At 53.9% G+C, this 26,886-nt stretch carries 24 protein-coding genes; 13 read left to right on the plus strand and 11 right to left on the minus strand.

Annotated features, from left to right (window positions below; translation table 11 throughout):
• Nucleotides 1–11 precede the first annotated feature (11 nt).
• The 4 genes from BMZ14_RS07370 (at nt 12) to BMZ14_RS07385 (ending at nt 3,818) form a co-directional block, all read left to right on the plus strand.
• Nucleotides 12–2,096: a thioredoxin domain-containing protein gene (locus tag BMZ14_RS07370; RefSeq protein WP_074796237.1), complete on the plus strand. Its 2,085-nt coding sequence runs from the start codon at nt 12–14 to the stop codon at nt 2,094–2,096.
• 18 nt (nt 2,097–2,114) lie between these two features.
• Nucleotides 2,115–2,426 (plus strand): c-type cytochrome, encoded by a 312-nt coding sequence (locus BMZ14_RS07375; RefSeq protein WP_074796239.1) that lies wholly within the window; start codon nt 2,115–2,117, stop codon nt 2,424–2,426.
• A gap of 109 nt (nt 2,427–2,535) precedes the next feature.
• Nucleotides 2,536–3,294 carry a YdcF family protein gene (locus tag BMZ14_RS07380; RefSeq protein ID WP_074796241.1) on the plus strand — a complete coding sequence of 253 codons (759 nt, stop codon included), beginning with the start codon at nt 2,536–2,538 and terminating at the stop codon, nt 3,292–3,294.
• A 107-nt stretch (nt 3,295–3,401) separates the two neighbouring features.
• The gene (locus BMZ14_RS07385) at nt 3,402–3,818 is read left to right on the plus strand and encodes an OsmC family protein (protein WP_074796243.1); all 417 of its coding nucleotides are present in this window, start codon (nt 3,402–3,404) and stop codon (nt 3,816–3,818) included.
• A 41-nt stretch (nt 3,819–3,859) separates the two neighbouring features.
• On the opposite strand, the gene coq7 is transcribed toward BMZ14_RS07385, so the two are convergent.
• Together coq7 and BMZ14_RS07395 are read right to left on the minus strand one after the other, a co-directional pair.
• Nucleotides 3,860–4,486: a 2-polyprenyl-3-methyl-6-methoxy-1,4-benzoquinone monooxygenase gene (gene coq7, locus BMZ14_RS07390; RefSeq protein ID WP_074796245.1), complete on the minus strand. Its 627-nt coding sequence runs from the start codon at nt 4,484–4,486 to the stop codon at nt 3,860–3,862.
• A 60-nt stretch (nt 4,487–4,546) separates the two neighbouring features.
• On the minus strand, nt 4,547–5,965 hold the full coding sequence (locus tag BMZ14_RS07395) for a (Fe-S)-binding protein (protein ID WP_074796247.1): 1,419 nt from the start codon (nt 5,963–5,965) through the stop codon (nt 4,547–4,549).
• A gap of 402 nt (nt 5,966–6,367) precedes the next feature.
• On the opposite strand from BMZ14_RS07395, the gene BMZ14_RS07400 reads away from it, so the two are divergent.
• Entirely contained in the window at nt 6,368–6,952 is a 585-nt protein-coding gene (locus BMZ14_RS07400) for a TMEM165/GDT1 family protein (RefSeq protein ID WP_074796249.1), read from the plus strand.
• A gap of 22 nt (nt 6,953–6,974) precedes the next feature.
• Here BMZ14_RS07400 and BMZ14_RS07405 read toward each other — a convergent pair whose 3' ends face one another.
• Complete coding sequence (locus BMZ14_RS07405; protein WP_074796251.1) at nt 6,975–7,409, minus strand: CBS domain-containing protein; 435 nt, start codon at nt 7,407–7,409, stop codon at nt 6,975–6,977.
• A gap of 187 nt (nt 7,410–7,596) precedes the next feature.
• The gene (locus tag BMZ14_RS07410; RefSeq protein WP_074796253.1) at nt 7,597–8,766 is read right to left on the minus strand and encodes a class I SAM-dependent methyltransferase; all 1,170 of its coding nucleotides are present in this window, start codon (nt 8,764–8,766) and stop codon (nt 7,597–7,599) included.
• A gap of 112 nt (nt 8,767–8,878) precedes the next feature.
• Between BMZ14_RS07410 and BMZ14_RS07415 the strand changes: the two genes are divergently transcribed.
• Nucleotides 8,879–9,619, plus strand: a complete 741-nt coding sequence (locus BMZ14_RS07415) for a pteridine reductase (protein ID WP_074796255.1) — start codon at nt 8,879–8,881, stop codon at nt 9,617–9,619.
• 53 nt (nt 9,620–9,672) lie between these two features.
• Here BMZ14_RS07415 and BMZ14_RS07420 read toward each other — a convergent pair whose 3' ends face one another.
• The 4 genes from BMZ14_RS07420 to gatC form a co-directional block, all read right to left on the minus strand.
• Complete coding sequence (locus tag BMZ14_RS07420) at nt 9,673–10,467, minus strand: class I SAM-dependent methyltransferase (RefSeq protein ID WP_074796257.1); 795 nt, start codon at nt 10,465–10,467, stop codon at nt 9,673–9,675.
• Nucleotides 10,468–10,491: 24 nt separating this feature from the next.
• The gene (gene gatB / locus BMZ14_RS07425) at nt 10,492–11,985 is read right to left on the minus strand and encodes an Asp-tRNA(Asn)/Glu-tRNA(Gln) amidotransferase subunit GatB (protein WP_074796565.1); all 1,494 of its coding nucleotides are present in this window, start codon (nt 11,983–11,985) and stop codon (nt 10,492–10,494) included.
• A 101-nt stretch (nt 11,986–12,086) separates the two neighbouring features.
• The gene (gene gatA, locus BMZ14_RS07430) at nt 12,087–13,547 is read right to left on the minus strand and encodes an Asp-tRNA(Asn)/Glu-tRNA(Gln) amidotransferase subunit GatA (RefSeq protein WP_074796259.1); all 1,461 of its coding nucleotides are present in this window, start codon (nt 13,545–13,547) and stop codon (nt 12,087–12,089) included.
• Nucleotides 13,548–13,643: 96 nt separating this feature from the next.
• Complete coding sequence (gatC, locus tag BMZ14_RS07435; protein ID WP_074796261.1) at nt 13,644–13,931, minus strand: Asp-tRNA(Asn)/Glu-tRNA(Gln) amidotransferase subunit GatC; 288 nt, start codon at nt 13,929–13,931, stop codon at nt 13,644–13,646.
• A 108-nt stretch (nt 13,932–14,039) separates the two neighbouring features.
• On the opposite strand from gatC, the gene BMZ14_RS07440 reads away from it, so the two are divergent.
• From BMZ14_RS07440 to BMZ14_RS07465, 6 genes are all read left to right on the plus strand, one after another.
• Nucleotides 14,040–15,098, plus strand: a complete 1,059-nt coding sequence (locus BMZ14_RS07440) for a rod shape-determining protein (protein WP_074796263.1) — start codon at nt 14,040–14,042, stop codon at nt 15,096–15,098.
• 67 nt (nt 15,099–15,165) lie between these two features.
• On the plus strand, nt 15,166–16,080 hold the full coding sequence (mreC, locus tag BMZ14_RS07445; RefSeq protein WP_371265639.1) for a rod shape-determining protein MreC: 915 nt from the start codon (nt 15,166–15,168) through the stop codon (nt 16,078–16,080).
• A complete protein-coding gene (mreD, locus tag BMZ14_RS07450; RefSeq protein ID WP_074796265.1) occupies nt 16,058–16,579 on the plus strand; it encodes a rod shape-determining protein MreD in 522 nt (173 codons plus the stop codon). Before mreC ends, mreD begins: the two co-directional genes overlap by 23 nt.
• Nucleotides 16,576–18,486, plus strand: a complete 1,911-nt coding sequence (gene mrdA, locus BMZ14_RS07455; RefSeq protein ID WP_074796267.1) for a penicillin-binding protein 2 — start codon at nt 16,576–16,578, stop codon at nt 18,484–18,486. The genes mreD and mrdA overlap by 4 nt, the downstream gene beginning before the upstream one ends.
• Nucleotides 18,479–19,579 carry a rod shape-determining protein RodA gene (rodA, locus tag BMZ14_RS07460; protein WP_074796269.1) on the plus strand — a complete coding sequence of 367 codons (1,101 nt, stop codon included), beginning with the start codon at nt 18,479–18,481 and terminating at the stop codon, nt 19,577–19,579. The genes mrdA and rodA overlap by 8 nt, the downstream gene beginning before the upstream one ends.
• A 116-nt stretch (nt 19,580–19,695) precedes the next feature.
• Nucleotides 19,696–20,694, plus strand: a complete 999-nt coding sequence (locus BMZ14_RS07465) for a septal ring lytic transglycosylase RlpA family protein (protein ID WP_442755971.1) — start codon at nt 19,696–19,698, stop codon at nt 20,692–20,694.
• Between the two features lie 524 nt (nt 20,695–21,218).
• Here the strand turns inward: BMZ14_RS07465 and BMZ14_RS07470 are convergent.
• Nucleotides 21,219–22,061: a PEP-CTERM sorting domain-containing protein gene (locus BMZ14_RS07470; protein ID WP_074796271.1), complete on the minus strand. Its 843-nt coding sequence runs from the start codon at nt 22,059–22,061 to the stop codon at nt 21,219–21,221.
• A gap of 787 nt (nt 22,062–22,848) precedes the next feature.
• Here BMZ14_RS07470 and BMZ14_RS07475 point away from each other — a divergent pair.
• Complete coding sequence (locus tag BMZ14_RS07475; RefSeq protein ID WP_074796273.1) at nt 22,849–24,093, plus strand: pyridoxal-phosphate-dependent aminotransferase family protein; 1,245 nt, start codon at nt 22,849–22,851, stop codon at nt 24,091–24,093.
• Between the two features lie 201 nt (nt 24,094–24,294).
• Here BMZ14_RS07475 and metF read toward each other — a convergent pair whose 3' ends face one another.
• Together metF and ahcY are read right to left on the minus strand one after the other, a co-directional pair.
• Complete coding sequence (metF, locus tag BMZ14_RS07480) at nt 24,295–25,140, minus strand: methylenetetrahydrofolate reductase [NAD(P)H] (protein WP_074796275.1); 846 nt, start codon at nt 25,138–25,140, stop codon at nt 24,295–24,297.
• 278 nt (nt 25,141–25,418) lie between these two features.
• The gene (ahcY, locus tag BMZ14_RS07485; protein WP_074796277.1) at nt 25,419–26,885 is read right to left on the minus strand and encodes an adenosylhomocysteinase; all 1,467 of its coding nucleotides are present in this window, start codon (nt 26,883–26,885) and stop codon (nt 25,419–25,421) included.
• Between the last annotated feature and the right edge of the window lies 1 nt (nt 26,886).

Below are 26,886 nucleotides of genomic sequence, written 5' to 3' on the forward strand. Positions count from 1 at the left end.
GCGGCCACCATATGCCCAATCATCTCGCCAATGAAACCAGCCCTTACCTGCTTCAGCATGTAGACAATCCGGTGGACTGGTATCCATGGGGAGAAGAAGCGCTGGCGAGAGCTCGCGCGGAGGACAGGCCCATACTGCTATCCGTCGGCTACTCGGCCTGCCACTGGTGCCACGTGATGGCGCATGAAAGTTTTGAAGACGCGGAGGTGGCGGCGGCGATGAACCGGGACTTCGTCAATATCAAGGTAGATCGCGAGGAACGCCCCGATATCGATCAGATTTATCAGATGGCGCTTTACATGCTGACCCAACGTAGCGGCGGCTGGCCGCTGACCCTGTTTTTAACGCCTGATCAGAAACCGTTCTTCGGCGGAACGTATTTCCCCAAGAAACCGCGTCATGGCATGCCGGGTTTTCTCGATTTATTGCCGCGCGTGGCCGACACTTATCATATTCGCGGTGCGGATATCGAGCGCCAGAGCGCCTCACTGCTGAAGTCGTTCGCCAACATGTTGCCATCAAAGGGCTCGTCAGTGCCGGAATTTTCGGAGCAAGCACTTGATGAGGCGCTTGCGGAGTTGGGAAACCGGTTCGATCCGGTAAATGGCGGTTTTGGTGATGCGCCAAAGTTCCTGCACCCAACGGAACTGGAATTTTGCTTGCGCCGCCACTTCGCGACAGAGAATGGCGAAGCCTTGCATATGGCGACCTACACCCTGCAAAAAATGGCGGAAGGCGGCATCTATGACCAACTGGGCGGCGGCTTCTGCCGTTACAGCACGGATTCGTACTGGCATATTCCGCATTTCGAGAAAATGCTTTATGACAACGGGCCACTGCTACGGCTTTATGCGGATGCCTGGATCGCTTCCGGAAACCCTTTATTTCAGCAGGTGGTGGAAGAAACAGCTGCCTGGGTGATGCGTGAAATGCAGCCGCAGGGAAGAAGCGAAACAGAGGGCGGCTACTATTCCACCCTGGATGCCGATTCGGAAAACGAGGAAGGCAAATTCTATGTATGGGATCGCAGCCAGGTGGCGCAGGTTCTGTTGCCGGAAGAATACGCGATTATTGCACCACACTACGGACTGGTGCATAGCGCGAATTTCGAACAGCGGCACTGGAATCTGCTTATTGCCGACTCACTTGAGAAGATCGCGAAGGATAGCGATATCAGTGTGGAAGAAGCCCGGGAAAAACTCGCCTCGGCCCGCAATAAACTTTTCGCTGCGCGCGAAATGCGTGTGCATCCGGGCCGCGATGAAAAAATCCTTACCAGCTGGAACGGGCTCACGATCAGGGGAATGGCGCGGGCAGGCCGTGTGTTCGCTCGCGAGGAATGGGTAAAATCGGCTGCTCTCGCTGTGGACTTCATCCGCTCGACCTTATGGAAGAATGGCCGCCTGTTGGCAACTTACAAGGACGGGACTGCGCATCTCAACGCATATCTCGACGATCATGCATTTCTGCTGGACGGTTTACTGGAACTGATGCAGGCCGAGTTTCGCCAGGATGACCTGGATTTTGCCGTTGCGCTGGCCGATGTATTGCTGGAGCAATTCGAAGACAAACAAGCTGGAGGTTTTTTCTTTACCAGCCATGATCACGAAAAGCTGATTCACCGCCCCAAGCCCAGCCAGGACAATGCCACACCTTCGGGAAACGGCGTGACAGCATATGCTCTGCAACGGCTGGGGCATTTGCTGGGCGAATTCCGTTATCTGGAAGCCGCGGAGCGCACCCTGGGGTTGTTCTATCCCACCATATCACGCTATACCGGCTCCTGCTGCAGCATGCTGACGGCGCTGGAACAATCGCTGACGCCACCGCAAATCATCATCCTCCGGGGAGACACGAATGCCTTGGCGGAATGGAAGAATGCGCTGCGGTATTGTTCCCCCCGTACCCTTGTGTTTGCCTTGCCGCTGGAACTTGTAGGCCTGCCGCCGAGTCTGAGTAAAGCAGCACCTGAGAATAACGCTGTCAACGCCTGGGTATGCCAAGGCGTTAAATGCCTGCCGGAGATCTCTGACTTGCTGGAATTGCTGCGTTTCTGCGAAATTCAAGGTAAGATAGGTCCCCTTTCTATAAATTAACGGATAAAAGGAGAAAGTATGAAAGCTGTCTGGATGGGAATAGCTGCGGCATCGGCGCTTTTGATGGTAGGTACGGCGCAGGCGAACGCGGATCTGGCAAAAAGCAGCGGTTGCATGAACTGTCATACCGCTGACAAAAAGTTAGTCGGACCCGCACTCAAGGATATTGCGGCCAAGTATAAGGGCGATGCAGGCGCTGTGGACAAGCTTGCGGTAAAGGTGCAAAAGGGAAGTCAAGGCGTTTGGGGACCCGTTCCCATGCCCCCCAATGCAAAGGTCAGCGATGCTGATGCCAAGAAACTGGTGGAATGGATTCTGTCGCTCAAGTAAGCCGGGTTTAATTTAGAAGAAAGCCGACGCAACAACGCGCCGGCTTTTTTATTTTCCCGTAATAATCCTAATAACAAAAGAGTTTTGCGAACTCATTCCAAGTTGAATCATGGACTGGTTTGCCACTAACCTGATAAGCGCATTTCTGCTCCCGCCATTAAATCTCATCCTGTTGGGCGCTACAGGGATTCTGCTTCTGAAGAGGCGACCGGGATTGGGCAAAGGGTTGCTCGCCGCTACGCTGGCTCTGCTTTATCTACTGTCCACTCCACTGGCCGCCGACACCCTCCTGCAAGAACTGGAGACACCGCCCGAACGCTACGATTTAAATAATGCACAGGCCATCGTCGTGCTCGGTGGCGGTACGTACTACGATGCTCCCGAATACGGGAATCATACCGTAGGCCGATACACTCTGGAGCGCATCCGATATGCGGCACAACTGCACCGTATCACGGGCAAACCCATGCTGGCGACTGGCGGCGCCCCCGTTGGCAGCGGCTCTTCTGAAGCGACGCAAATGAGGACTGTGCTCGAGGATGAGTTTCAGATTCCGGTCAAGTGGATAGAAGACGCCGCGGGCAACACTCACGAAAACGCCTACAATAGTTTCGCGATATTGAAAAAGGATGGGATCAACCGTATTGCGCTTGTCACTCATGCCTGGCACATGCCAAGAGCGAAAAGGGAATTCGAACGGGCCGGGTTTGAAGTCATGCCTGCTGCTACGGCGTATACCACACGGTATAAAACGGATATATTCGCTTTCATTCCCACGGCGGGCGCGCTGCAAAGGAGCAATTTATTCTTCCATGAAGTGATCGGCATGATGTGGTATCGGATTATGCCTGCAAGACGCTCAGTTTGACTGACCTCTAGCGGATCCATGGATTTGATCTCACCAGCTATGTGACTTCTTCCTCCTTCACAGGCCATTTAATTGAGCAGAACGGATTAAAACAAGATGGAAATAATATGAAAACGCGAATCGAATGGAAGGATGGAATGAGTTTTCTAGCCGAATCCGGTAGCGGACATTCGGTGCTGATGGACGGCCCGCCGGAAGCGGGCGGCAAAAACCTGGGACCGCGCCCAATGGAAATGTTGTTGATGGGTACCGGCGGTTGCACCGCTTTTGACGTCGTGCTGATTCTGCAAAAGAGCCGCCAGGACATCAGCGATTGCGTAGTGGAAATCGAAGCGGAGCGAGCTGGGGAAGAACCTAAGGTATTCACCCGCATTCATTTCCATTTTATCCTGAGCGGAAAGAAGCTGAATCCGCAGCAGGTGGAACGGGCTATCAACCTTTCTGCGGAAAAATATTGCTCAGCCTCTATCATGCTGGGAAAAACGGCGGAACTGACGCATGACTTCGAGATCGTGGAGACCTGAAAGTTTTTTCGTCAAGATCTTCCGTTTAAACCCTCTTCCGCTCAAACCCAGTAAGCGGTTCCCGTCATTACTTTTGATCCCAGCTTCATCATCATCTTTACGGGCATAGGCAGTTCCACGCCGCCATGAGCCATGGCCGAGGTAGCATGGCCCGCCTCGTCGATCTGCATCTGCGTGATGATGGCGCGGCTTTTTTCGTCGTGATGCGGCAAGCGCTTCAAGTGCCCAGCCAGGTGGGCTGTAACCTGGCGTTCTGTTTCGGCAAGAAACCCAAGATTCCACTTGTCGCCGAGTATGCCCGCGAAGGCCCCCATGGCAAGCGATCCACCGTACCATAAGGGATTCAATATACTCTTGCGGCCACTCAATTCTGCAATGCGCCGCTCGGTCCAGGCAAGATGTTCGGTTTCCTCGCGCGCCGCTTGTGCCAGCGTATGCTGCACTTCCGCGTTACGGGCAGTAAGGGCTTGCCCCTGATATAGGGCTTGCGCGCAAATTTCGCCAGTGTGGTTGACACGCATCAGCGCGCTGGATTCGTGTTTCTCCACCTCATTCAACTCGACTTGCGGCAGTTGAGTCCCTGGAACTGGCCGCAGTGTTTGCGCAGGCGTCAGTAGCGTGCGCAATGCATGGTCGAAACCGATGATGAATTTATCCAGATTTGGCATGGAAGTCCCTCGGCAAACAATGAAAACAAAACTGTGCGGGAACGATATGGGTGATATTTTTTACGACTGCGCACCCATACCCATCTGTCGCGCTATCAGCGTCGCCGGATGCACCACTTCGATCGCTGAGCCGGCTTCGCGCAATGCGCTCGCAATATGCATGGCGCACCCTACGTTGGATGTGGCGAGATAACGCGCGCCGCTTACGTTTAGCGCGCTGATTTTATCACGTAGCAGTATACTTGCCATCTCCGGCTGGTCGAGAAAATAGGTGCCAGCCGCACCGCAGCACTGGTCATTCCCCTCAAGCGGTTCAATAACAGCGCCGGGGATGCGCTCCAGCACGCTATAAGGATGCGCTGCGCCGCGCAGCACATTGCGCAAGCTGCAGGGCTCGTGCACCAGGATTTTGTGCGTCAAAGGCGTGAGCTTCACGTCATCCCATCCTTCAGCAGCCGCTAGAAATGCACTCATATCCACAACCTTCGCCATGAGTTTCCTGACGGGCTTACCCTGCAACGAATCCTGGACAACGTTTTTTTCCGCCTTCTGTAGTAAAGGCCGGGGGTTTCTTGACTGTTGCAATGCTGAAGGGAAGGAATGCTCTGCCAATTGCACCCCGCAGCCCGACGCCGTGCTGATAATCGCGCCCAGATTCAACTCGTCAAAAGCCATGCTGTTCTCATGCGCCAACCGGGCCGCGGCCTGCATGTCACCCCCATGCTGATGCAAGGCGCCGCAGCAGGTCTGCGCAGGTGGCACATGCACTACATAACCCAGATGATTGAGCACCCATATTGCCGCATTAAGCGTCTCAGCGTCCGTCAGCCTGGCCACGCAACCCAGGAACAGCCCGACTTCGCCGCGCGGTCTGCCGATTGAAGGATAAAGCTGCCGCCATGACCCGGCACTGCTCGTTTGAGCTGACAAAGAGCAGGGCTTGGCGATGTGCGGCAATTGCGCCTCCAGCAGGCCAAGTTTTGTTTGTCCCAATAAGCCGAATCTGCGCACAGCACTTTGCACACCTCTTCTCTGATAGAAACGCAAGAGTGGGCGTAGCGCGTCGATGCGGTCCGGTTTGGCGATTAACTGGCTTTCCACCCATCTACGGAACCAGGATTTCCTCGCACCGGTTTTTTCCTTCGGAAGGTCGGACGGCGGCGCCGCCAGCATGGCTCGGGCCCCATCCATCAAGCGCCCGAAACGCACCTGGTTCGGGCAGGCCGCCTCACAGGCACGGCAGGTCAGGCAGCGGTCCATATGCAGCGCAAAGCGCTCATTCATCGGAATGCGCTTTTCCGCCACGCCGCTCATCAGGGCAATGCGTCCGCGGGGAGAATCAGCTTCCGATTGCGTTATGCGATAGGTTGGACAATGCGGCAAGCAAAGGCCGCATGCAACGCACTGGTTCGCTTCCGCGCTTATGTCGACGCTCAGCGCTTCGAGGGAAAAATCCGGTGGAAGATCGGTGGGCTTCATGGTCATCCGCTAATAAAAAAGCTGTAAACAGCTTTTACCACTTTTATTGAAACGAGGGGCATTCGAAAAAGTCTATTCGCTAAAACCTTCAAAAGGTAGAGCCCATTGATACCCCCTTGAAATGGGGAGCGCTACAGGTAATAAAACGAACTGGATACCAACGATTAAAACGCTCGTGGAGAATGTCCCGGATCGTTGACCCTAAATCCGGCAGTCAGCCGCTTAGTTTTCAGTTTAGCCTTATGACTTACAAAGGCTTTTTGTATCACTTGGCCTTCACACTTTTCTGCGAGTTCGCTACGGGGCGGATTTGCTTCTTTCAAAAAACATGCGGGTCAGAAGCAGTATAAGACAACAAAGCCGCGCTACAATTCTCTGTTCCGTTTATGCTTCATTCCTATTTTGGAAGCTTTTTTTACCTCTACCGTTCTGGTTGCGCTGGCTGAAATTGGCGACAAAACACAGCTTCTTTCGTTGGTGCTTGCGGCTAAACTGCGACAGCCCTATTCCATTATCGGAGGCATCTTCGCTGCCACGTTACTTAATCATGCGTTGGCTGCCTGGGCTGGTGCGTGGCTCGCCGGCTTGATCTCTGCCCAGCTTCTCAACTGGATCGTGGGACTGTCTTTCATCGGGTGCGGTCTTTGGGCGCTCAAACCCGATACGCTTGAAGGGGATCCACAATTTTTTGGTGCCGGGGTATTTGTGACGACGCTGATTGCTTTCTTTCTAGCCGAGATGGGGGATAAAACGCAGGTTGCAACGGTCGCATTAGCGGCACGTTATGATGCGCTGGCAGCGGTTGTATCAGGAACCACGCTCGGCATGATGCTCGCAAACGCACCGGTGGTGTGGGCGGGTAAAGAACTTGCCGGCCGCATCAGCATGGAAAAAGTACGCTGGCTGGCCGCGGCTTCATTCCTTGTGGTGGGAGCGTGGACGCTATCAGCCCAATATTTGGTGCCATACCTCAATAGTCATCAGTAGTGCTTCGCCGTGCACCTCTTAATCAGCGAAACCCATAGATGTAACGTTCGAGCTGATGAATGATGAATTCCTTCCCGGAGATAGCATCCTTGACCAGATCGCCGATGGAGATAATGCCAACCACTTCACTGTTGTCCAGCACGGGCAAATGGCGCACACGCATCTCGGTAACCAATGCCATGCAATCCTCAGCCGTATAATCCGGGTTCACATACGCCACTTGCGCGGTCATGATTTCCTTTACCTGGATGTCCTTGGCAGATTTATCCAGCAGATATGCCTTGCGAGAATAATCTCTTTCAGTAAAAATACCGGCCAATTTTCCAGCTTGCAGCACCAACAATGCGCCAATGTTCCTGTCGGCCATCAATTGCATTGCATCGTACACAGAATTGTCGGGGTCGATGCTTGCAACTTCGTAGCCCTTGCCTTCGAGCAGTTGTCTTACAGTCGTCATGGTGTAACTCTCCGCACCTCAGTTTTTGTTGAAAACGTTGAAAACCTTTCTATCACGCTCATCCAAATCATAGCACGCCGGAGGAATAAGCCGAGCACTGTCCTGGCGGGGCCGCAGCAGGACGTTGACGGGGGATGGATAACCCCTTCGTCACCTATCTTCTCGCGCAAGCGCCGATAGGATGGTGCTACAACATACGGCTTTTATCTCCACTGACGAAGCCGGCAAGAGGCTGGCGAACGTTCCTGCCGAACGCAATGACTTTGAATAATTCGCCCATTTCAGCCGGGCTCACCAACTTTTGTACCTGGTTTGCCAGCGGCATGTAGTCCTTTGCATTTTCCGCGGGAGACTGCGCCAGAATACCGGTTATGCCGCAATTGATAAGGAAGTACGCCTGACTGGTATAACCCAGCAATTCAAGTCCTGCATTTCCCGCCGCATCGGCAATCGCACTGAAATCGACATGGCTGGTGATATCCTGCAAGCCCGGCAAATAAAAGGGATTGTCGTGGACACGATGGCGGTAATGACACATCAAAGTGCCACGATTGCGCTGGGGATGATAATACTCGTCCCGGCCGAAGCCATAATCGATCAGCAGAATCACGCCTCGCCGTAATACATCCCCGAGACTCCGCATGAAGCGCCGCGTATCAAGATTGATTTCACTGATATAGTCGCCATCGGAATCGATACGGAGATTTAATTCGCGTGCCGCCGCCAGAAGCTCTCCTTCCCTGAGCGGACGGTCGCTCCATTGGAATTCGTCATTGTCGGACGTTACGCCTCGCTCGAACAGATCAGTGCCGCGGCAAGCAAGCAGATGCGCGGGCATGGCATCCAGCACCTCGTTGGCAAGTATCAGTCCGGTGAATTCCGAAGGCAAGTGTTCCAGCCAGACAAACCGGGACGCGAGATGCGGCGCGGCTTTTTCAAACAGCAGCCGCTGCCGCTCTTGTAGCTCTGCGCTGACTTCGAGAATAAAATACTGCTCTGGCAAATTGCCCAGTTTTTCCAGTTCAAGCAGTAAATCAAGCGCAAGTTTGCCTGTCCCTGCTCCGAATTCGAGAATATCGCCGCCATCGCCTGTAAGCTCAAGCACCTGTGCGGCCTGCTGTGCTAGCGCCCGGCCGAACAGGGCGGAAATTTCGGGTGCAGTGATGAAATCCCCTTCCTGGCCGAATTTGGCTGCGCCGCCGCTGTAATAACCCATACCCGGCGCGTATAAAACCAGCCTCATGTATCGTTCGAATGATATCCAGCCGCCTGCGGCAGCAAGCTCTGCCTGGATCAGCTGCTTTAGGGCGCGGCTGTGTTGGAGGGCGGCTTCGCTCGCAGCAGGCATTTGGCGCATTTGGGGCAGGTGGGTCGGTGGTGGTAGTGGCTGCATCGGCTCTATGCTACTCTGCTAAATATAAGGTGGATGGATGTGCAGGCATCGAGGAGCAAGTGTAGAGGAGATAGCGATGCAAGGGAAAGTGATACTTGTCACCGGAGGGGCCAGACGCGTAGGCGCAGCCACGTGCCGAAAATTGCATGCAGGCGGCGCTAATCTGGTCGTGCATTATCGCGAGTCGGAAAAAGAGGCGCGGGGTTTACAGGCTGAACTCGATAGCATCCGGCCAGATTCCGTGGCGCTGGTGCAAGCCGATCTGCTCGATACTTCACGGCTACCTTATCTGGTTGACGAGACGATACAGCGTTTTGGAAAACTCGATGCGCTCGTCAACAACGCTTCCAGCTTTTTTCCCACTCCCATGGGGGAAATTACCGAGCAAATGTGGGATGATCTTATCGGCAGCAACCTGAAGGCCCCACTGTTTCTGTCCCAGGCGGCGGCGCTTCCGCTCAGGAAACAACATGGCTGCATCGTGAATATTGTCGATATCCACGCGGAGTGGCCGTTGAAAAGATACGTCATATACAATGCTGCCAAGGGCGGACTAGCTTCGCTCACCCGGTCGTTGGCACAGGAACTTGCACCCGAAGTCCGGGTGAACGGCATCTCCCCAGGTCCCATTCTTTGGCCTGAAGAAGGCGAATGGGCCGACGAAGCATCGAGACAGCACATTATCAATAGAACGCTGCTGAAACGAACGGGGGAACCGGACGATATTGCCAGAACCGTGGCCTTTCTCATTGAGGACTCGCCCTATATCACTGGCCAGATCATTTCAGTAGATGGCGGCCGCAGCGTTAATTTGTAGGGGGTGCATTGTAAATTTGTGCGCCTCGCTCTCGGCCTTGACAGCACTCACCGTCATCCCGCTATCCGCGCCAGCAGGGCGATACTCGTAGCGTTCAGCAGCGGATCAGCGCGAAACTCCTTGTGGACTGTCCGGCCATTGAGGTGGAAGGTCTGCATTGCATGGATATGAACGGTCCAGCCGCAGCGCTCGAATGCCTGCCTGTACTCATGGGGGCGGACGCGATTCGGCTGGCCAGGGAAGTAAAACAACCTATAGAGCCAACGTGGGTAGCGATAAATGTTGTTCGGATCCGCCTCGCGGATCCACCTCGAGTGCGTCTGCAAGTCGATAAAAGCACACAGCACCGCGCCCGGCGTGACAACCTTCGATAGCTGTCTTGCGGTCCGTTCAATATCATCGAAGTGCTCGAACGCTGCATTGCTCACGACGAGGTCGAATGCCTGTGGCAATACCTCCATATTAAAATCCCCGCGCGCGACATAGTTGAGATCGCTGGGCGAGAAGTTCGAGCCCATCAGCGTATTCAATCCCGTATAGATTTCTGATGGTACATCGGCGGCAAGATCATGACGATCGAACGCGGTATAGGAAGCCGCTCCGTGAGACAACAGGCATAGCCCTGTACCGAGATCGGAGCCAGGGCCCAGTTCCAGCACACGCTTCCCGCGGACGGATTCGCCGAAGCCGCGCAACTCTTCGACCCAAGTTTCTGCAATGCTCGCGTCGTAGGTGATGCAGCGCTGGATATCCGAGAAGGGCTTTGGAGTCGTGTAACCATGAATTGCGTGCTTGGCTTTCGCCAAGGCGAGAAATAATACCCCGAGGAACCAGTAGATGGCGTTCATGGAATCCCTGTTTAGGTCAGTCGATCATTCGGCTATTTTCTTTCTCATTATTTCGTTTACCTGCGATGGGTTGGCTTTGCCCCTGGCAGCTTTCATCACCTGCCCTACCAGGGCATTGAAAGCCTTTTCCTTGCCGGACCTGAATTCTTCAACCGATCTGGAATTGGCTGCAATCACTTCATTGACCAATTTTTCCAGTTCACCGGAATCAGAAATCTGCTTCAATCCCTGAGATTCGATGATCTGGTCGGCGAGATTCTCATCCCGTTTTGAATCTCGATCCTTCCATGCCACTGGCTGCTCGCGTACCTTGATCCACATTTGCCTGAATACTTCCTTCGCGATTTTCCCGGAGATCGTGCCATCCTTGATACGCACCAGGAGTTGCACGAGTTGTGCCGGGGACAGCGGGCAGTTATCGAAAGAAGTGTCTTCGTCATTGAGATAAGCAGAGATGTCCCCCATTACCCAGTTCGCGCAAAGCTTGTGATCGAATGGAAGTTTCCCGGCCACCGCCTCGTAGTATTCCGCAATGTCCCGATCCGCTGTCAGGGCGGATGCGTCATAAGCGGAAAGCTCATGGTCGCGCTCAAAGCGGATTCGCATTTCTTCTGGCAGTTCAGGTAGTCTGCTCCTTACTTCCGCAATCCAGTCCTCCGAAATTTCGAGGGGCAATAGATCCGGATCGGGAAAATAGCGGTAATCCTGCGCATCTTCCTTGCTTCTCATCGCGCGGGTTTCGCCCTTTTCGGGATCGTAGAGCCGCGTTTGCTGCTGTATGGTCCCGCCATCTTCGAGAATCTCTATCTGGCGTCTGGCCTCGTACTCGATGGCCTTCTCAAGAAAACGAAACGAGTTGAGGTTTTTTATTTCGCATCGGGTACCGAGCCTGTCCGATCCTTGATGTCGAACGGATACGTTGGCGTCGCAGCGGAAGGAACCTTCCTGCATATTGCCGTCGCATATGCCGATCCACCGTACGAGCGAATGCAGGGTTTTGGCATACGCCACCGCTTCGGCGCTGCTGCGCATATCCGGTTCGGAAACAATCTCGAGCAGCGGCGTCCCGGCGCGATTCAGATCTATGCCTGTCATGCCGTGAAAATCCTCATGCAAGGACTTGCCTGCGTCTTCCTCCAGATGTGCCCGGGTAAGCCGTATCGTTTTCTCGCATTCCTTTCCGTCCTGGGCAGACCGAATCCGGACAACGCCGCCTTCAACCACGGGCAATTCATACTGGCTGATCTGATAACCTTTGGGAAGATCAGGATAGAAATAGTTTTTCCGCGCAAAGACAGATGGCGAATTGATTTTTGCTCCCACAGCCAGACCGAGCTTGATCGCGCGTTCAACCGCGCCTCGGTTCAATACCGGCAGGACGCCCGGCAAGGCGAGATCAACGGGGCAGGCTTCTGCGTTCGGCGCGGCACCAAATGCAGTCGATGCGCCCGAGAATATTTTCGATTGGGTCGAAAGCTGCGCGTGAACCTCAAGACCTATAACGATTTCCCATTGCATTGCGAAATCCTTTCTGTGGTACAAATTGCTACGGACGGTGCCGAGGCTAAAGCAGTCCTCGGATCCCATATCCTCTGATCTCCGTGGCGATCAGATCCAGTTCAAAGGGCGGCTGACGTTGGCATGCGAATATGCCAGTCCGTTATCTGCTGATACTGATGCGCCACCTTCAGCATTTGCGCTTCTGCAAAATAATTGCCGATGATCTGCAATCCGACCGGCCTGTTATTTTTGCCAAAACCTGCGGGAATGGACATGGCGGGCAGACCGGCAAGGTTGACCGCGATGGTGTAGGCATCGGATAAGTACATTTGCACCGGATCGCTGCTTTTCTCCCCCAGGTCGAATGCAACAGTAGGCGAAGTCGGTCCCATGATGATGTCACACAGCTTGAACGCCTCGGTAAAATCCAGCGCCATCAGCCTGCGCAGTTTCTGTGCCTGAATGTAGTACGCGTCGTAATACCCGTGCGATAGCACGTAGGTGCCGATCAGAATGCGGCGCTTCACTTCCGCGCCAAACCCCTGGGCACGGCTTTTTTGATACATATCGTTGAGGTCCGCATATTCCGGCGCACGGTAGCCGTAGCGCACGCCATCGAAACGGGAAAGATTACTTGATGCTTCCGCCGGAGCAAGCACGTAATAAACTGGAACGGACAGTCTCGTATTGGGCAGCGATACTTCCACTGTTTTTGCGCCAAGCTTGCGATATTCGGCGATGGCGGCTTCCACTGCAAGTGCCACATCATCATTTATTTCCTTCACGAAATATTCTTTCGGCAGGCCAATACGCAGGCCTTCCAGCGGCTTTTCCAGATCGCGCGTGTAATCTTCCGGTTCGCGCTGCAAACTGGTTGAATCCCGGGTGTCGAATCCAGCCATGACATTCAGCATCAAGGCAAGGTCTTCCGCCGATTTTGCCATTGGCCCGCCCTGATCGAGGCTGGAAGCGAATGCGATCATGCCGTAGCGGGAAACCAGCCCATAAGTTGGCTTAAGCCCCGAAATACCACATAAGGCCGCCGGTTGACGGATCGAACCGCCGGTATCCGTGCCCGTCGCGGCAGGGGCCATGCGTGCGGCGACCGCACATGCAGAACCACCCGAGCTGCCGCCCGGCACGGCCGAGGTGTCCCAGGGGTTTTTTACCGGCCCGTAAAAAGAGGTTTCATTGCTGGACCCCATGGCGAATTCGTCCATGTTGGTCTTGCCGATGTTCACGGCACCCGCCGAATTGAAGCGCTCGACCACGCAGGCGTCGTACGGCGAAATGAAATTCGACAGCATCCTGGAACCACAGGTCGTGAGCCAGCCCCTCGTACAGAAAATGTCCTTTTGAGCAATCGGAATACCGGTTAGCGGCTGCGCCTCGCCGGATGCGACGATCGTATCGGCGGCGCGCGCCTGGGCTAGGCTCGTCTCTTCATCGAGCGTAATGAAAGCATTGTAGTCTGAGTTCAATGCCCTGGAGCGCTTGAGAAATTCAACGGTCAATTCAACGCTGGAAATTTTTTTTGTGGCGAGTAGCGCTGAAAGCTGCTTGAGGCTGGAATTCAACATGACGACCTGTGCACGAGGATTCGGAGGAAAAGGCAAATAGTGAAAGAAAGTGCGGAAGGAGAAAACAACAGCCGCGGCAGGTTTGTTTGCCGGACCTCACTCGATAACTTTCGGCACCAGGTAAAGCCCCGCCTCGACCTGGGGCGCCACGGATTGAAACAATTCGCGCTGATCCGTTTCGGTGACGACATCCGGACGCAAACGCTGCATCACATTCTGAGCGTGGGACATGGGCGTTATCGGCGACGTATCGACTGCCTGCATCTGCTGGATGAGGCTGAAGATGCCCGTTAACTGTGTCAGCGCGGTATGCGCCTCATGCTCGCCAACCTCGATGCGGGCCAAGTTGGCGATACGTTTTACATCATCCAGAGACAGGGACATTGGCTGCGAAATCCTTTATAACCCTTATATTCAAATAGCTAATAGAGTATCATAGCCCGATTCTTTTCACGCGCTTTTAATCGCCACCCGCAACGGATTCCGTAAACCATGCTTAATTTTATAAACAATAATGTATTGAAGGGCTATTTTTCGACCGATATGGCGATAGATCTGGGGACGGCCAATACCCTTATCTACGTTCGCGGTCAGGGTATTGTGCTGAACGAGCCCTCGGTAGTGGCAATACGCCAGGATGGCGGACCTAACGGCAAAAAGGTCATTCAACAGGTCGGGTTGGCGGCCAAGCAGATGCTGGGACGCACGCCCGGCAATATCACGGCAATTCGTCCCATGAAGGACGGCGTCATCGCGGACTTCACCGTTACCGAACAGATGCTGAAACACTTTATCAAGAAAGTGAATCCACCCCGGTTGTTTTCAGCCAATCCCCGGATCGTCATTTGCGTTCCCTACGGCTCCACGCAAGTGGAACGTCGTGCCATTCGCGAAGCAGCCTACGGTGCGGGTGCGCGCAAGGTGGAACTGATCGAGGAACCAATGGCAGCGGCGATTGGGGCCAATCTGCCGGTCGAGGAAGCCACCGGTTCGATGGTGGTAGATATTGGAGGCGGCACCACGGAAGTCGGTGTGATTTCGCTGGGCGGGATCGTCTATTCGAATTCAGTACGCGTTGGCGGGGACAAATTCGACGAGGCCATTATCAATTACATCCGCCGCAACTACGGTATGTTGATTGGGGAAGTCACTGCGGAACTGATCAAGAAGGAAATAGGGTCTGCCTTCCCGGGATCCGAAGTACGGGAAATGGAAGTCAAGGGGCGCAATCTAGCGGAAGGGATTCCACGCAGCTTCACCATATCCAGTAATGAAATCCTTGAAGCACTGACCGATCCCCTGAACAGTATTATCAGTGCGGTCAAATCCGCATTGGAGCATACCTTGCCGGAACTGGGCGCGGACATTGCTGAAAAGGGAATGGTGCTTACGGGCGGCGGGGCATTACTGCGCGACATCGACCGATTGTTAATGGAAGAAACGGGCTTGTCCGTCATTATTGCGGAAGACCCGCTAACCTGCGTCGTGCGCGGATCGGGCATCGCGCTGGAAAACATGGATCAATTGGTTGGTGTATTTGCCAGTGATTGATTGCTTCTGCACCCTCGATTGGTTTGCTGTGCCGCGCACCTTGAATGGGGCATTCTGAAACCGCGGAATGATGGAAATGACCCCGCAGTTTTTCAGGCATGGCCCCAGTCTGCTGGCGCGGCTGGTTTTTTTTGTAATGCTGTCATTAGTGCTGATGGCGGTGGATGCCCGGTTTAAATACCTCGTCGAAATTCGTCAGGCTTTCTCTACCATAATCTATCCGCTACAAAAACTGGCCAACGTGCCACAAACGATTTATGACGGAATAAGCGAGGTTTTTTCCAGCGGGGACCTGGCCGAAGAAAACGCAAATCTCAAGCAGCAGCATCTTGTAGATCGGGGGCAACTACAGCAGTTACGGGCGCTGGAGGTTGAAAATGCACAATTGCGCAAGCTTCTGGAAACTGCACAGCGGGTTGAAACCAAAGCAGTGATGGCTGAAATCCTGCGTGTCCCGCATGACCCCTTTAACCGCAAGGTTATACTCGACAAAGGCAGCCAAAGCGGAATCCAGCCGGGGCAGGTCGTGGTGGATGATATTGGCGTGATAGGGCAGGTTACGCGAGGTTATCCCTTTGTGTCTGAAGTCACGCTCATTACCGACAAGGACCATTCCGTACCGGTGCAGGTGGTGCGCAATGGCCTGCGCTCCGTAGTATCGGGCATGGGGAAAGACGCGATGCTGGAATTGCGTTATCTAGCGGTCAATACCGATATTCAGGAAGGCGATATGCTGGTAACCTCCGGCATAGATGGTGTTTATCCCCCCGGTCTTCCCGTGGCGGTTGTGTCAAGAATTGAACGTAATTCCACTTATGTCTTTGCGCGCGTTACTTGCACACCCGTTGCCGGGGTGGGTCATAACCGGCAACTGCTGATACTATCCATGCTGACGCCCGTCACGGAAATTCCGGCGGATGCGATTGAACTAGAGCCCGAGAGCAGGAAGCGAGAAAAAGGTGGCGTTCGCCGAACACCCTAAACAGGAAATTCTGCTACCGGTCAAACGCTCGTTCATTGCTCTCAGCCTGATACTGGCGCTGTTGCTGAATCTGATACCGCTGCAGGGACTGGCACTGGCCTCGTGGCCGGACTTTATCGCACTGACCATACTCTACTGGTGCATCAGCCAGCCGCAGCGGGTCGGCATCAGCGCGGCTTTCGCGATGGGTCTGTTAATGGATATCGGCGATGGCAGCCCATTCGGCCAGCATGCCCTTGCCTATACTATAATGGCTTTTGCCGCACTGGTGCTTCACCGGCGTTTGAGCAATTTCGGCCTGGCTAAACAAGCCCCACAGATAGGGTTGATATTGATTGCCGGGCAACTCATCATACTTTTGACGGGATTGCTGGGCGGGTCCCATTTCCCGGGATGGGATTTCTTTCTCGCCAGTGTCACGGGCACATTGCTGTGGCCGTTTCTGTCTTCAATGTTGAGAATTCCGCAGAAGCCCAGGTCCGATAGCGATGCATTATGAATCGTAGGGTAGAGCTTCGTAATCATCTGCGCGAGCAGCATAATTTCAGGTTTCGGCTCGCCATCAGCGCCGGCTTCGTGCTGTTGCTGTTCCTGCTGTTGTTCGCGCGTTTCTTTTACCTGCAGGTATCGCAACGAGAGCACTATCACACCCTGGCGGAAGCCAACCGGATATCCATTTCGCCCATCGTGCCCAACCGGGGCCTGATCTTTGATCGCAACGGCGAAGTGCTGGCGCATAACTACTCGGCTTACACCCTCGAAATTGTGCCAAGCAAGGCTGGCGACCTTGAAGCTCTCATCCATGAATTGTCCACTGTTGTCGAAATCGCGCCGAGAGACCGCAAGCGTTTCAAGAAGCTGCTGGAGGAAAGCAAGAGATTTGAAAGCCTGCCTATCCGAACCCGTTTATCAGATGTGGAAGTGGCACGTTTCGCAGCTAACCGCTATCGCTTCCCTGGAGTGGAAATCAAGGCGCGGTTGTTCCGGCAGTATCCAAAAGGGGCCAGCGCAGCTCACGTAGTGGGTTATATTGGTCGGATCAACGACAAGAATCTGGAGCAACTGGAGGCCAGTGACGACCTTGCGAATTATCGCGGCTCTCAATACATGGGTAAAATCGGTGTTGAGCAAAGCTACGAAAAGGAGTTGCACGGCATCACGGGGTTCGAGGAAATGGAAACCGACGCAGCCGGGCGCGTAATCAGGACGATATCCCGAACTCCGCCCATACCGGGCAATAACCTGACGCTTTCGCTCGACGCCAAACTGCAGGAGGTAGCCGAAAAGGCATTTGGGGATCGACGGGGCGCGCTCGTGGCGATCGAACCTGCCACTGGTGACGTGCTGGCGTTTGTCAGCAAACCGGGATTCGATCCCAATCTGTTTGTCGACGGCATAGACTCCGAAAATTGGGACTTGCTGAATACTTCCATCGACAGGCCTCTAAACAACCGCGCTCTGCGCGGATTGTATCCGCCGGGTTCCACGTTTAAACCGTTCATGGCCCTTGCGGGACTAGAATTAAAAAAACGCGGGCCTCAACACGCCATCAATGATTCCGGATACTTCAGTCTGCCCGGAAGTACGCACCGCTTCCGCGACTGGAAAGCCGGCGGTCATGGTGTCGTCGATTTGCACAAATCCCTGGTCGTGTCGTGCGATACATATTATTACGGGCTTGCCAACGACCTCGGCATTGACAACATCTTCAAATTCATGAGCCAGTTCGGGCTGGGGAAAAAAACCGGAATCGATATCGAAGGCGAAGCCTCCGGCCTCCTACCCTCCCAGGAATGGAAAATGAAGCGGCACAAGCAGAAATGGTATGCAGGCGATACCATCTCCGTCGGCATAGGCCAAGGTTACAACCTTACCACGCCCTTGCAACTGGCTTTTGCCACGGCAGTACTGGCGGGGAATGGTACCGCGTTCCGCCCGCATCTGGTAAAGCAGGTGCTGAATAACAATAACGAGGTGGTGCGCGAAATCGGTACCCATCCGTTATATACGCTCGATCTTGATCCGGATAATTTACGTGTGGTGCGGAACGCGCTTGTGGACGTAACGCAGCCTGGGGGAACAGCGGCGCTCGCAGGTACGGGCGCCGCCTATTCTTTTGCCGGAAAAACAGGCACGTCGCAAGTGATCGGCATGAAGCAAGGGGAAAAATACGACGAAAGCAAGATCCGGGAACGCCATCGCGATCACGCGCTGTTCATCAGCTACGCCCCGGCTGAATATCCTAAAATTGCGCTATCGATACTGGTGGAAAACGGTGGGCATGGCGGCTCTGCCGCGGCCCCAATCGCCAGACTGGTGATGGACTATTACCTGCTCGGCAAACTGCCCGAAGAAGCGGCGGCATTGCCGGTCGATCAGGAGGATGAGGAAGGCGAGCATGATTGAGCCTTTGCGCTTGTGGCACTACCTGACCCGCTATGTGGATGGATTTTTGCTGGGCGGAATATTGCTGCTGATGTTGACTGGCCTGTTCACACTGTATAGCGCCACTGACGCGAATCTCGGCCGTGTCACCAACCAGGGGATCAACATGCTTGTGGCGCTCGCCATCATGTGGCTGATTGCCAACATCCCGCTGCAGCATATCATGCGTATTGCCCTGCCGATATATATGACGGGTCTTGTACTGTTGCTGGGCGTGGCGCTGTTCGGCGAAATCAACAATGGGGCGCGTCGCTGGCTCAATATCGGCGTTACCCGCATTCAGCCTTCCGAATTGATGAAGATAGCGGTTCCGCTGATGATGGCATGGTATTTCGATAAGCACGAAGCTGCCTTGCGGCTGCGAGACTACGCGGTAGCAACGCTTCTGCTGGCGTTGCCGGTAGCATTGATCTTGCGCCAGCCAGATCTGGGCACCGCACTGCTCATCGCATCCAGTGGTTTCTATGTACTGTTTCTAACGGGGCTATCATGGCGCATCATGGCTACATTGGGTGTTGCTGCAGCGGGAAGCCTGCCGGTGCTATGGTCGATGATGCACGATTATCAGCGCCGGCGTGTCATGACGCTGATCGACCCTACCCAGGACGCGCTGGGCGCCGGGTATCACACCATACAATCCACCATCGCTATCGGATCCGGCGGTGTTCTCGGCAAGGGCTGGGAGCGCGGTACCCAGACTCATCTCGACTTCCTTCCCGAGAGAAGCACGGATTTCATCTTTGCAGTATTTTCAGAGGAATTCGGGCTGATCGGCAATTCGCTGCTATTACTTCTATATCTGATCGTAATAGGTCGCGGCATGGTTATCGCGGCCAATGCTTCAACCCAGTTTACGCGGTTGATCGCCGGTTCGATCACGTTGACATTCTTCACGTATATCTTCGTCAACGTTGGCATGGTCATCGGCATCCTGCCCGTGGTGGGGGTACCACTGCCGCTGATCAGCTACGGCGGTACGTCGATGGTGACAATGCTGCTGGGATTTGGTATTTTGATGAGCATTCAGACGCACCCCAAGCTGGTGAAGACGTGAGGAACGCTGACTCAGGATTGGAACACACATCGAATCCTTTATCCGCCTTCGGGCGGCGGACCGCCTGGATCGTCGCTGTGGGAGCTCTCGTTGCCCTTGCCGGCTGCGGCACCTTCCTGAAACAGGACAAGAGAGGGAAGACGCCTTCCATCACATCCATATTCTCGGGGGCCAAAAAAGGCGGCGGCTATTATCTGGACGACGGGCCCGGCGATAAGCCGCCCGCTGATCTCGCTTCCATTCCCGATGCCGTTCCCCGCGATGAACCCTTGCGCCCGGCCAACATGCGGCCTTATGCCGCGCTAGGGAAATGGTATACGCCAATGACCGGCCTTGAATCCTATAGAGAGCGCGGAATCGCCTCATGGTACGGGCGCCGCTACCATGGACAAAAAACAGCATCCGGCGAAGTCTACGATATGTACGGCATGACGGCCGCGCATACCACATTGCCAATCCCCAGCTACGCCCGCGTTACCAATATCAGGAGCGGGAAATCCGTCGTGGTTCGCGTCAACGATCGCGGGCCATTCCTGTCAAACCGGTTGATCGATCTTTCCTATACTGCCGCTTACAAGCTCGATGTGCTCGGCGGCGGCAGCGCCTGGGTGGAAGTGGAAACCATTCTGCCCGGCGCCGGGCCCACCCTACAGGTTGCGACAGCGCCTGGCCGTGCTTCAAATTCGGCAGGCAGCCCCGTTCCTACGCTTATCGCTATTCCCGCCTCTACGCGTGAAGCGGGGAGCCAGTCGCTGTCTCTCGCTGCGAATTCACAAAAAGGAGAGATCACGCCGGATTTGTTCGAGGTTGATTCTGCACAAGCTCCATCGGCCGCCTTGCCGGTTCCGGCTTCCGCTGGCGCGGACGTACGCGCTGATGCCGATGCAGGCGGAATTTACCTGCAACTGGGCGCATTCAGAGCTTATGACAACGCTGATAATTTTATCGCGCGCATGCGTGCTGCGCTACCTTCCATTCGTACCCTCGGCATCGTTACCAAGGATGGTTTGTTCAAGGTTCATGCGGGACCCTATTCCGACCATGCGGTAGCCAGACAGGCGGCTGACAAGATCGCACAAGCGCTTTCCATCAAGCCACTGTTCCTGGTGCGGTAGATTCCCAATCTACCCGTATAACGCGGCTTGGTAAGGCTCGATTATTTGAAACCGATTCTCTCTTCTGCAAAATCATTATTTTTAAGCTACCTCGCATTTCAATTCTGTCATCATGAGGCTATCTTAGCGTTCGCCGATTGGTTACTCATCCTTTCGGTGATGGTCTGCTGGCATACTCGTGTGAAGTGGCCTCAAATTTCCTATCCTGGCGCTACTTTCCTACCAATTCCCTTGCGGGAAGTATGCATGTTGGCATACTGCAGCAAGCCCAGTTTCTGACTTGCGGCCTTTTGTCCTTCTGTAGATACATGCGAATAGCCGAAGTATTTATACTGCCCAGCCTGGCCTGGTGGGAAACCTCGTGGAGGGATAAATCGCCCGTCCACGAGGTTTCCCACCAGGGAGCCACAGGCCGCCCGAACTTCACCCACCTCAAAACGACTAACACCGCCGGGCCTGAGTTAATTAGGTGAGAAATTTCTCTGCTCTGAAACTCTCTGCCCTAGCTCAAAACAGTTCTTTAATTACTTCTTTAACCTCCGTGTCTTCCATCCGAGAAGACCTAGGCCTGCCATTATCATCGCCCAACTCTCAGGCTCCGGGACTAGGACCATGCTTCCCGGCCCTTCTGTGTAGTACCTGTATTGACCAAGACCTGGATCTACAAATGCCGTATCTGCTCCATTGAAATCAAAACTGACAGGAGGGTCTTGCGGCACATCATTAATCGAAACCACATTACTAACGGTAAGAGGTAGAGCTGGATTGCTGCTGATACTGAGCAGGCCGTCTACAGAGGAGGGGAGGCCATTAATAATGGTTGGCGGGTTCGTGGCGTGGTCTAGCATGAAGCCACCACCTGAGCCGTCATCATATAAAGTGAAATTCAAGTTCCACTCCGAGATATTACCGGTCGCATCAGTTGTTACCTCACCGTCCAGGGAACTATAACGATCATAGGAAGAGACGGTACCGGCCGAACCTGATAAGTATGCATTTATGTCGCTAGTTATCGGATATAAAGAAACCTGGGTAGAGTAAGCCTCTACATTGCCTTGATTAGGCCTCCCCATAAAGTCAAAACCGCCACTTTCAGCTGAAAGCTGGATAGTGGAGTTAGGCGCAAGGGGAGAAGCAAAGGTTAGAGAAGCAGTTAATGGATCACCTATATTAACGGTGCCGCCGGGAAGAAACCCTTCGGTAGTTTTAACTTCATATTGCGATAAATTCTGCACCCACCCCACAGCGAAGGGAGCGCTCTTAAATTCATAGACCACGCTTGCCTGTACAGGTAACGTGCCCGCCCATAAGCCAATTGTCATAAGGAAATTGCGGGAAGGATGATTCAAAATATCATGTAAGTTCATTATTGCCCCCTATGAAAAGGAATACTCTTCGTTCAAGTGTTGCTCCGGTACGGCTCAACAATTTCTTTCTAAGGGTTCTCGAAAAAAAATGATTTTCGGGATTTAATTACATTTGCCTATCCTTGTTAGAGATTTAAAGGATCCCCCCTCAGAGGAAGTTCCTCACTGACTTCATAAGCAGGAACTATTCCATAAATGGAAATTAGCTAAGTGACTGACCTAAATAGAAACTGTATCAGCGGAAAAACAGAGCCGGGTTATTTTCTACCCAGAGAGAGGCGAATTAAAGGAAGGTTTTGCTTGGGAAATGGTGGCAGTTCACAGGTGTACAAGGTTGACCCGCTCCGGGTCATTTTAATCCCATCATTTGTACAAACACTGCAACGACAATGCAAGCCGTCGTTTTGAACGCTTGGCCCACCCTGTTTCCCGCTTCTGTTCACCAAATAGGCATCCGCGATTACTCTGCTTAATTACTCCAGGCTTGGATCGAGAGTTGCGAAACGACGGGGTTTGAGAAAGTCTGGCGGATGGTATTAATACCATCACTGCCGGAAGGCTATTAATGAATGCTAAATGAGGTTTTCAACTGTAAAAAAATAACAATACGTCTTATTTAGGACGTGCGTCTCGCGCAGCTCGCTCGATTGGGTAAAACTTAAGTCCAGTCTGGGCAAGAAAAACAGGCTCGTTCTGGCATCTGGATAGCAAATTCTCCGCTCCCTTGATAAAATCGGCTGTCCTTCCAGCTAAATTCAGCCCATTACTACACTCAGGATGATCACCCATGACCACTAATAACTTTTATCCCGCCAAAAAGATCAGCACGTTTTATCCGCCGCAACGCACTTTGATGGGACCCGGCCCTTCCGACACGCATCCCCGGGTGTTGTCCGCCATGGCACGCCCGACACTCGGACATCTTGATCCGGTGTTTACCGATATGATGGAGGAACTGAAAAGCCTGCTGCGCTACGCCTTTCAAACGTCCAATCTGCTGACTTTTCCTGTTTCGGGCCCCGGCTCGGTCGGGATGGAGATGTGCTTTGTCAATATGGTCAACCCCGGAGACAAGGTGATTGTCTGTCGCAACGGCGTATTTGGTGGGCGCATGATTGAGAACGTGCAACGCTGCGGCGGCACGGCAGTGGTCGTGGAAGACAAGTGGGGAGCACCTGTTAATCCGCAAAAACTGGAAGACACATTGAAACAGAACCCCGACGCGAAGATCGTCGCTTTCGTTCATGCTGAAACCTCCACCGGCGCGTTATCGGATGCCAAGACACTCTGCGAGATTGCTCATCGCCACAATTGCCTCACCATTGTAGATACGGTCACTTCACTGGGCGGTTCTCCTCTCAAGGTTGATGAATGGAAGATCGACGCGATTTATTCCGGGAGCCAGAAATGCCTGTCGTGTCCACCCGGCCTGTCGCCCATCAGTTTTTCCGAGCGCGTCGTGGATCTGGTCAAGAATCGCAAAACAAAGGTACAGAGCTGGTTTATGGATTTGAACCTGCTGCTTGGGTATTGGGGAACCACCCGTACTTACCACCACACCGCTCCCACCAACGCGCTTTATGCATTGCATGAATCATTGGTAATGTTATACGAGGAGGGGCTGGAGCATTCCTGGGCACGTCATCAGCGCAACCACCAAGCGTTGAAAGCGGGGCTGGAAACGCTGGGCATGGAGTATCTCGTGGAAGAAAAATCGCGCCTGCCGCAACTCAATTCCGTTTATGTGCCGGAAGGCATCGATGAAAAGGAAGTGCGCCGCAGACTGCTTGCAGACTATGATCTCGAAATCGGCGCGGGCTTGGGCGACTTCGCGGGCAAAATCTGGCGTTTTGGCTTGATGGGTTATTCAAGCAGAATAGAAAATGTGATGCTATGTCTCGGCGCGCTGGAAACGGTCTTTTCCGATATGGGCGCAAAAGTCGAATACGGTGCGGCGGAATCGGCGGCGCATTACGTCTACGCCACCAATCCGCTGCCGGTGGAAAGTAAAAATTCTGCCAAGGCAGCCTGATTCCATTAAGAGTCCTCGAACAAACCTCCGCTCTTTACAGCGGGGGTTTGCCGGTGACGATGAGGATTTGTGAGGGGATGGGGTAGTCGAAGGCGGAGGACACGCGGCGAGTGTTTATATGGTGTGGTTTTAAGGTGTAATGCGCTACGCTTATTACACCCTACGACTTTCCTAAGACTCCTCGTGGCGCAATACGAAGACTTACAATCCCAGCCGCTGCCAGATCGTGGTTGTCAGCCCAGCCGAGTTCAGCGTATAGAAGTGAAGTCCCGGCGCGCCCGCGCTCAGCAGGCGGTCGCACAAATCAGTTACGATATCCAGTCCGAATGCGCGTATTGATGCGCTATCGTCTCCATAACTTTCTAGTTTTTTTCTGATCCAGCGCGGTATTTCGGCCCCACAGGTGTCCGAGAACCTGGCGAGCTGGGAAAATTTATTGATCGGCATGACGCCTGGTACGATAGGAACTCCGATACCCATTGCCTCGCATGCATCGATGAAGCTGAAGTAGGCATCGGCATTGTAGAAATACTGGGTAATGACGGAATCTGCTCCCGCATCTACCTTGCGCTTGAAGTTCTGTAAATCAGCCTGCACTGAATTGGCCTGTGGATGGTATTCAGGGTATGACGCCACATCGATATGGAACGCATCGTCGAATTCCTTGCGGATGAAAGCTACCAGTTCATTGGCGTAGCGAAATTCACCGCCCTGCGCCATGCCCGAGGGCAGGTCTCCTCGCAGCGCAATCACATGGCGGATACCTCCATCGCGGTATTTTTGCAACATCGTGCGTATGTTTTCGCTGGTTGCGCCAATACAGGAAAGATGGGGTGCGGCCGCATATCCCTCTGCCTGAATTTCCAGAACCGTTTCAAGAGTACGATCACGGGTGGATCCGCCCGCGCCAAAGGTCACGGAAAAGAATTTTGGATTGAGTTGCGCCAGCTGTCTACGAGTCGCCCGCAGCTTCTCTACTCCTTCGGGCGTTTGCGGTGGGAAAAACTCGAAGCTGAAAGTGGGGGCAAACTTTTTTTGTGATTCCATTTTGTTACCGTGGATAGTTCACCGGGTCGCCGGATAGCGAAGTGGCTGCGAGGTCCATTTGCAAATCCTGCACCGACTGACTAGCGCGCTTCCAGAGAGCCGGGGGGCAAATGTATCGCAAGACGACTTCAGCGGCGAGAATGCCGGGAGTAAAATTGACTTCAACCCGTTGCACATATCGGTACTCGCGTGAGCCATGACTATTTTGGCCGCGCAGAGACCGGAGCAGATAAGCGCTTAAACCGCCTTATCTGCTCCGGTCTCTGTAAGTCCAAAAATCAATACCGGTACAGTGCGGGTTTATATGGTCCGTTCTTGTCCAGGTTCAGGTAGCTTGCCTGCTCCTCGGTCAATTCCGTAAGTTTTACGCCCAGCTTTTTGATATGTAAGCGCGCCACTTTTTCGTCCAGGTGCTTGGGCAGCACATACACATTCTTCTGGTAGCTTGCGCCATTTTGCCACAGCTCCATTTGTGCCAGCACCTGGTTGGTAAACGAACTGGACATGACAAAAGAAGGGTGGCCGGTAGCGCAACCCAGATTCACCAAGCGCCCCTGCGCGAGCACGATAATGCGGCGGCCGGTTGGAAAAATGACGTGATCCACCTGCGGCTTGATATTTTCCCATTGATATTTCTGGACAGACGCAATATCTATTTCGGAATCGAAGTGACCGATATTGCAGACGATAGCCTGGTCCTTCATTCTCAGCATGTGGTCATGGGTGATGACGCGGAGATTGCCGGTGGCGGTGACGAAAATGTCCGCCTGATCGCAGACTTCGTCCATCGTAACCACGCGATAGCCTTCCATTGCGGCCTGGAGAGCGCAAATCGGGTCTATCTCGGTAACCCATACGGTTGCACCCAGACCACGCAATGATTGCGCACAACCCTTGCCCACGTCGCCATAACCGCACACAAGCGCTATCTTGCCGGCTATCATGACGTCAGTGGCGCGTTTGATGCCATCAACCAGGGACTCGCGGCAACCATAAAGGTTGTCGAACTTGGACTTGGTGACCGAGTCGTTGACGTTGAACGCCGGGAACGGCAACTCATTCTTCTTTTGCATCTCGTACAGACGGTGGACGCCGGTCGTGGTTTCCTCCGTCACGCCCCGAATATTGGCGCGTCTGGCAGAATACCAGCCGGGACTGGTGCTCAGCCGTTTCCGGATGGCCGCAAACAAGGCCTGCTCTTCCTCATTGGTGGGGTTGGCGATAACCGAGGGGTCTTCTTCAGCGCGGCTGCCCAGGATAATGAGCAAGGTCGCGTCGCCGCCATCATCCAGAATCATGTTGGGTGTGCTGGCCGCGTCCCCTGCGCCGCCCCCGGACCATTCAAAGATACGGTGGGTATATTCCCAGTAATCATCCAGTGATTCGCCCTTATAGGCGAATACTGGAATTCCCTCCGCTGCGATGGCTGCTGCGGCATGGTCTTGCGTGGAAAAAATATTGCACGAAGCCCAGCGCACCTGCGCGCCCAGTTTGATCAGGGTCTCGATCAACACCGCCGTCTGAATGGTCATGTGAAGTGAACCGGCAATACGCGCACCAGCCAGGGGCCTGGTATCAGCGTATTCTTCACGCAGCGCCATCAAACCGGGCATCTCGGTTTCGGCAATGGCGATTTCCTTACGTCCCCACTGCGCCAGGGACATATCGGCTACTTTATAGTCGGTAAATTTATTATCCGCACGCACAGAGGCGGGTGCGGAGGCAGGACTAAGCACAGCGTTCATG

This window comes from Nitrosospira briensis, from assembly GCF_900115125.1.
GTDB lineage: Bacteria > Pseudomonadota > Gammaproteobacteria > Burkholderiales > Nitrosomonadaceae > Nitrosospira > Nitrosospira briensis_A.

What these genes read in the sequence shown, in the direction of transcription:
- coq7 (WP_074796245.1), bottom strand. Translation starts at nt 4,486, where the DNA reads ATGCCAAATCTGGATAAATTCATCATCGGTTTCGACCATGCATTGCGC.
- BMZ14_RS07395 (WP_074796247.1), bottom strand. Translation starts at nt 5,965, where the DNA reads ATGAAGCCCACCGATCTTCCACCGGATTTTTCCCTCGAAGCGCTGAGC.
- rodA (WP_074796269.1), top strand. Translation starts at nt 18,479, where the DNA reads ATGATTGAGCCTTTGCGCTTGTGGCACTACCTGACCCGCTATGTGGAT.
- BMZ14_RS07440 (WP_074796263.1), top strand. Translation starts at nt 14,040, where the DNA reads ATGCTTAATTTTATAAACAATAATGTATTGAAGGGCTATTTTTCGACC.
- BMZ14_RS07475 (WP_074796273.1), top strand. Translation starts at nt 22,849, where the DNA reads ATGACCACTAATAACTTTTATCCCGCCAAAAAGATCAGCACGTTTTAT.
- BMZ14_RS07370 (WP_074796237.1), top strand. Translation starts at nt 12, where the DNA reads ATGCCCAATCATCTCGCCAATGAAACCAGCCCTTACCTGCTTCAGCAT.
- BMZ14_RS07420 (WP_074796257.1), bottom strand. Translation starts at nt 10,467, where the DNA reads ATGAACGCCATCTACTGGTTCCTCGGGGTATTATTTCTCGCCTTGGCG.
- BMZ14_RS07410 (WP_074796253.1), bottom strand. Translation starts at nt 8,766, where the DNA reads ATGCGCCAAATGCCTGCTGCGAGCGAAGCCGCCCTCCAACACAGCCGC.
- ahcY (WP_074796277.1), bottom strand. Translation starts at nt 26,885, where the DNA reads ATGAACGCTGTGCTTAGTCCTGCCTCCGCACCCGCCTCTGTGCGTGCG.
- BMZ14_RS07385 (WP_074796243.1), top strand. Translation starts at nt 3,402, where the DNA reads ATGAAAACGCGAATCGAATGGAAGGATGGAATGAGTTTTCTAGCCGAA.
- BMZ14_RS07375 (WP_074796239.1), top strand. Translation starts at nt 2,115, where the DNA reads ATGAAAGCTGTCTGGATGGGAATAGCTGCGGCATCGGCGCTTTTGATG.
- gatC (WP_074796261.1), bottom strand. Translation starts at nt 13,931, where the DNA reads ATGTCCCTGTCTCTGGATGATGTAAAACGTATCGCCAACTTGGCCCGC.
- BMZ14_RS07470 (WP_074796271.1), bottom strand. Translation starts at nt 22,061, where the DNA reads ATGAACTTACATGATATTTTGAATCATCCTTCCCGCAATTTCCTTATG.
- mrdA (WP_074796267.1), top strand. Translation starts at nt 16,576, where the DNA reads ATGAATCGTAGGGTAGAGCTTCGTAATCATCTGCGCGAGCAGCATAAT.
- BMZ14_RS07380 (WP_074796241.1), top strand. Translation starts at nt 2,536, where the DNA reads ATGGACTGGTTTGCCACTAACCTGATAAGCGCATTTCTGCTCCCGCCA.
- BMZ14_RS07415 (WP_074796255.1), top strand. Translation starts at nt 8,879, where the DNA reads ATGCAAGGGAAAGTGATACTTGTCACCGGAGGGGCCAGACGCGTAGGC.
- metF (WP_074796275.1), bottom strand. Translation starts at nt 25,140, where the DNA reads ATGGAATCACAAAAAAAGTTTGCCCCCACTTTCAGCTTCGAGTTTTTC.
- gatB (WP_074796565.1), bottom strand. Translation starts at nt 11,985, where the DNA reads ATGCAATGGGAAATCGTTATAGGTCTTGAGGTTCACGCGCAGCTTTCG.
- mreC (WP_371265639.1), top strand. Translation starts at nt 15,166, where the DNA reads ATGATGGAAATGACCCCGCAGTTTTTCAGGCATGGCCCCAGTCTGCTG.
- BMZ14_RS07405 (WP_074796251.1), bottom strand. Translation starts at nt 7,409, where the DNA reads ATGACGACTGTAAGACAACTGCTCGAAGGCAAGGGCTACGAAGTTGCA.
- gatA (WP_074796259.1), bottom strand. Translation starts at nt 13,547, where the DNA reads ATGTTGAATTCCAGCCTCAAGCAGCTTTCAGCGCTACTCGCCACAAAA.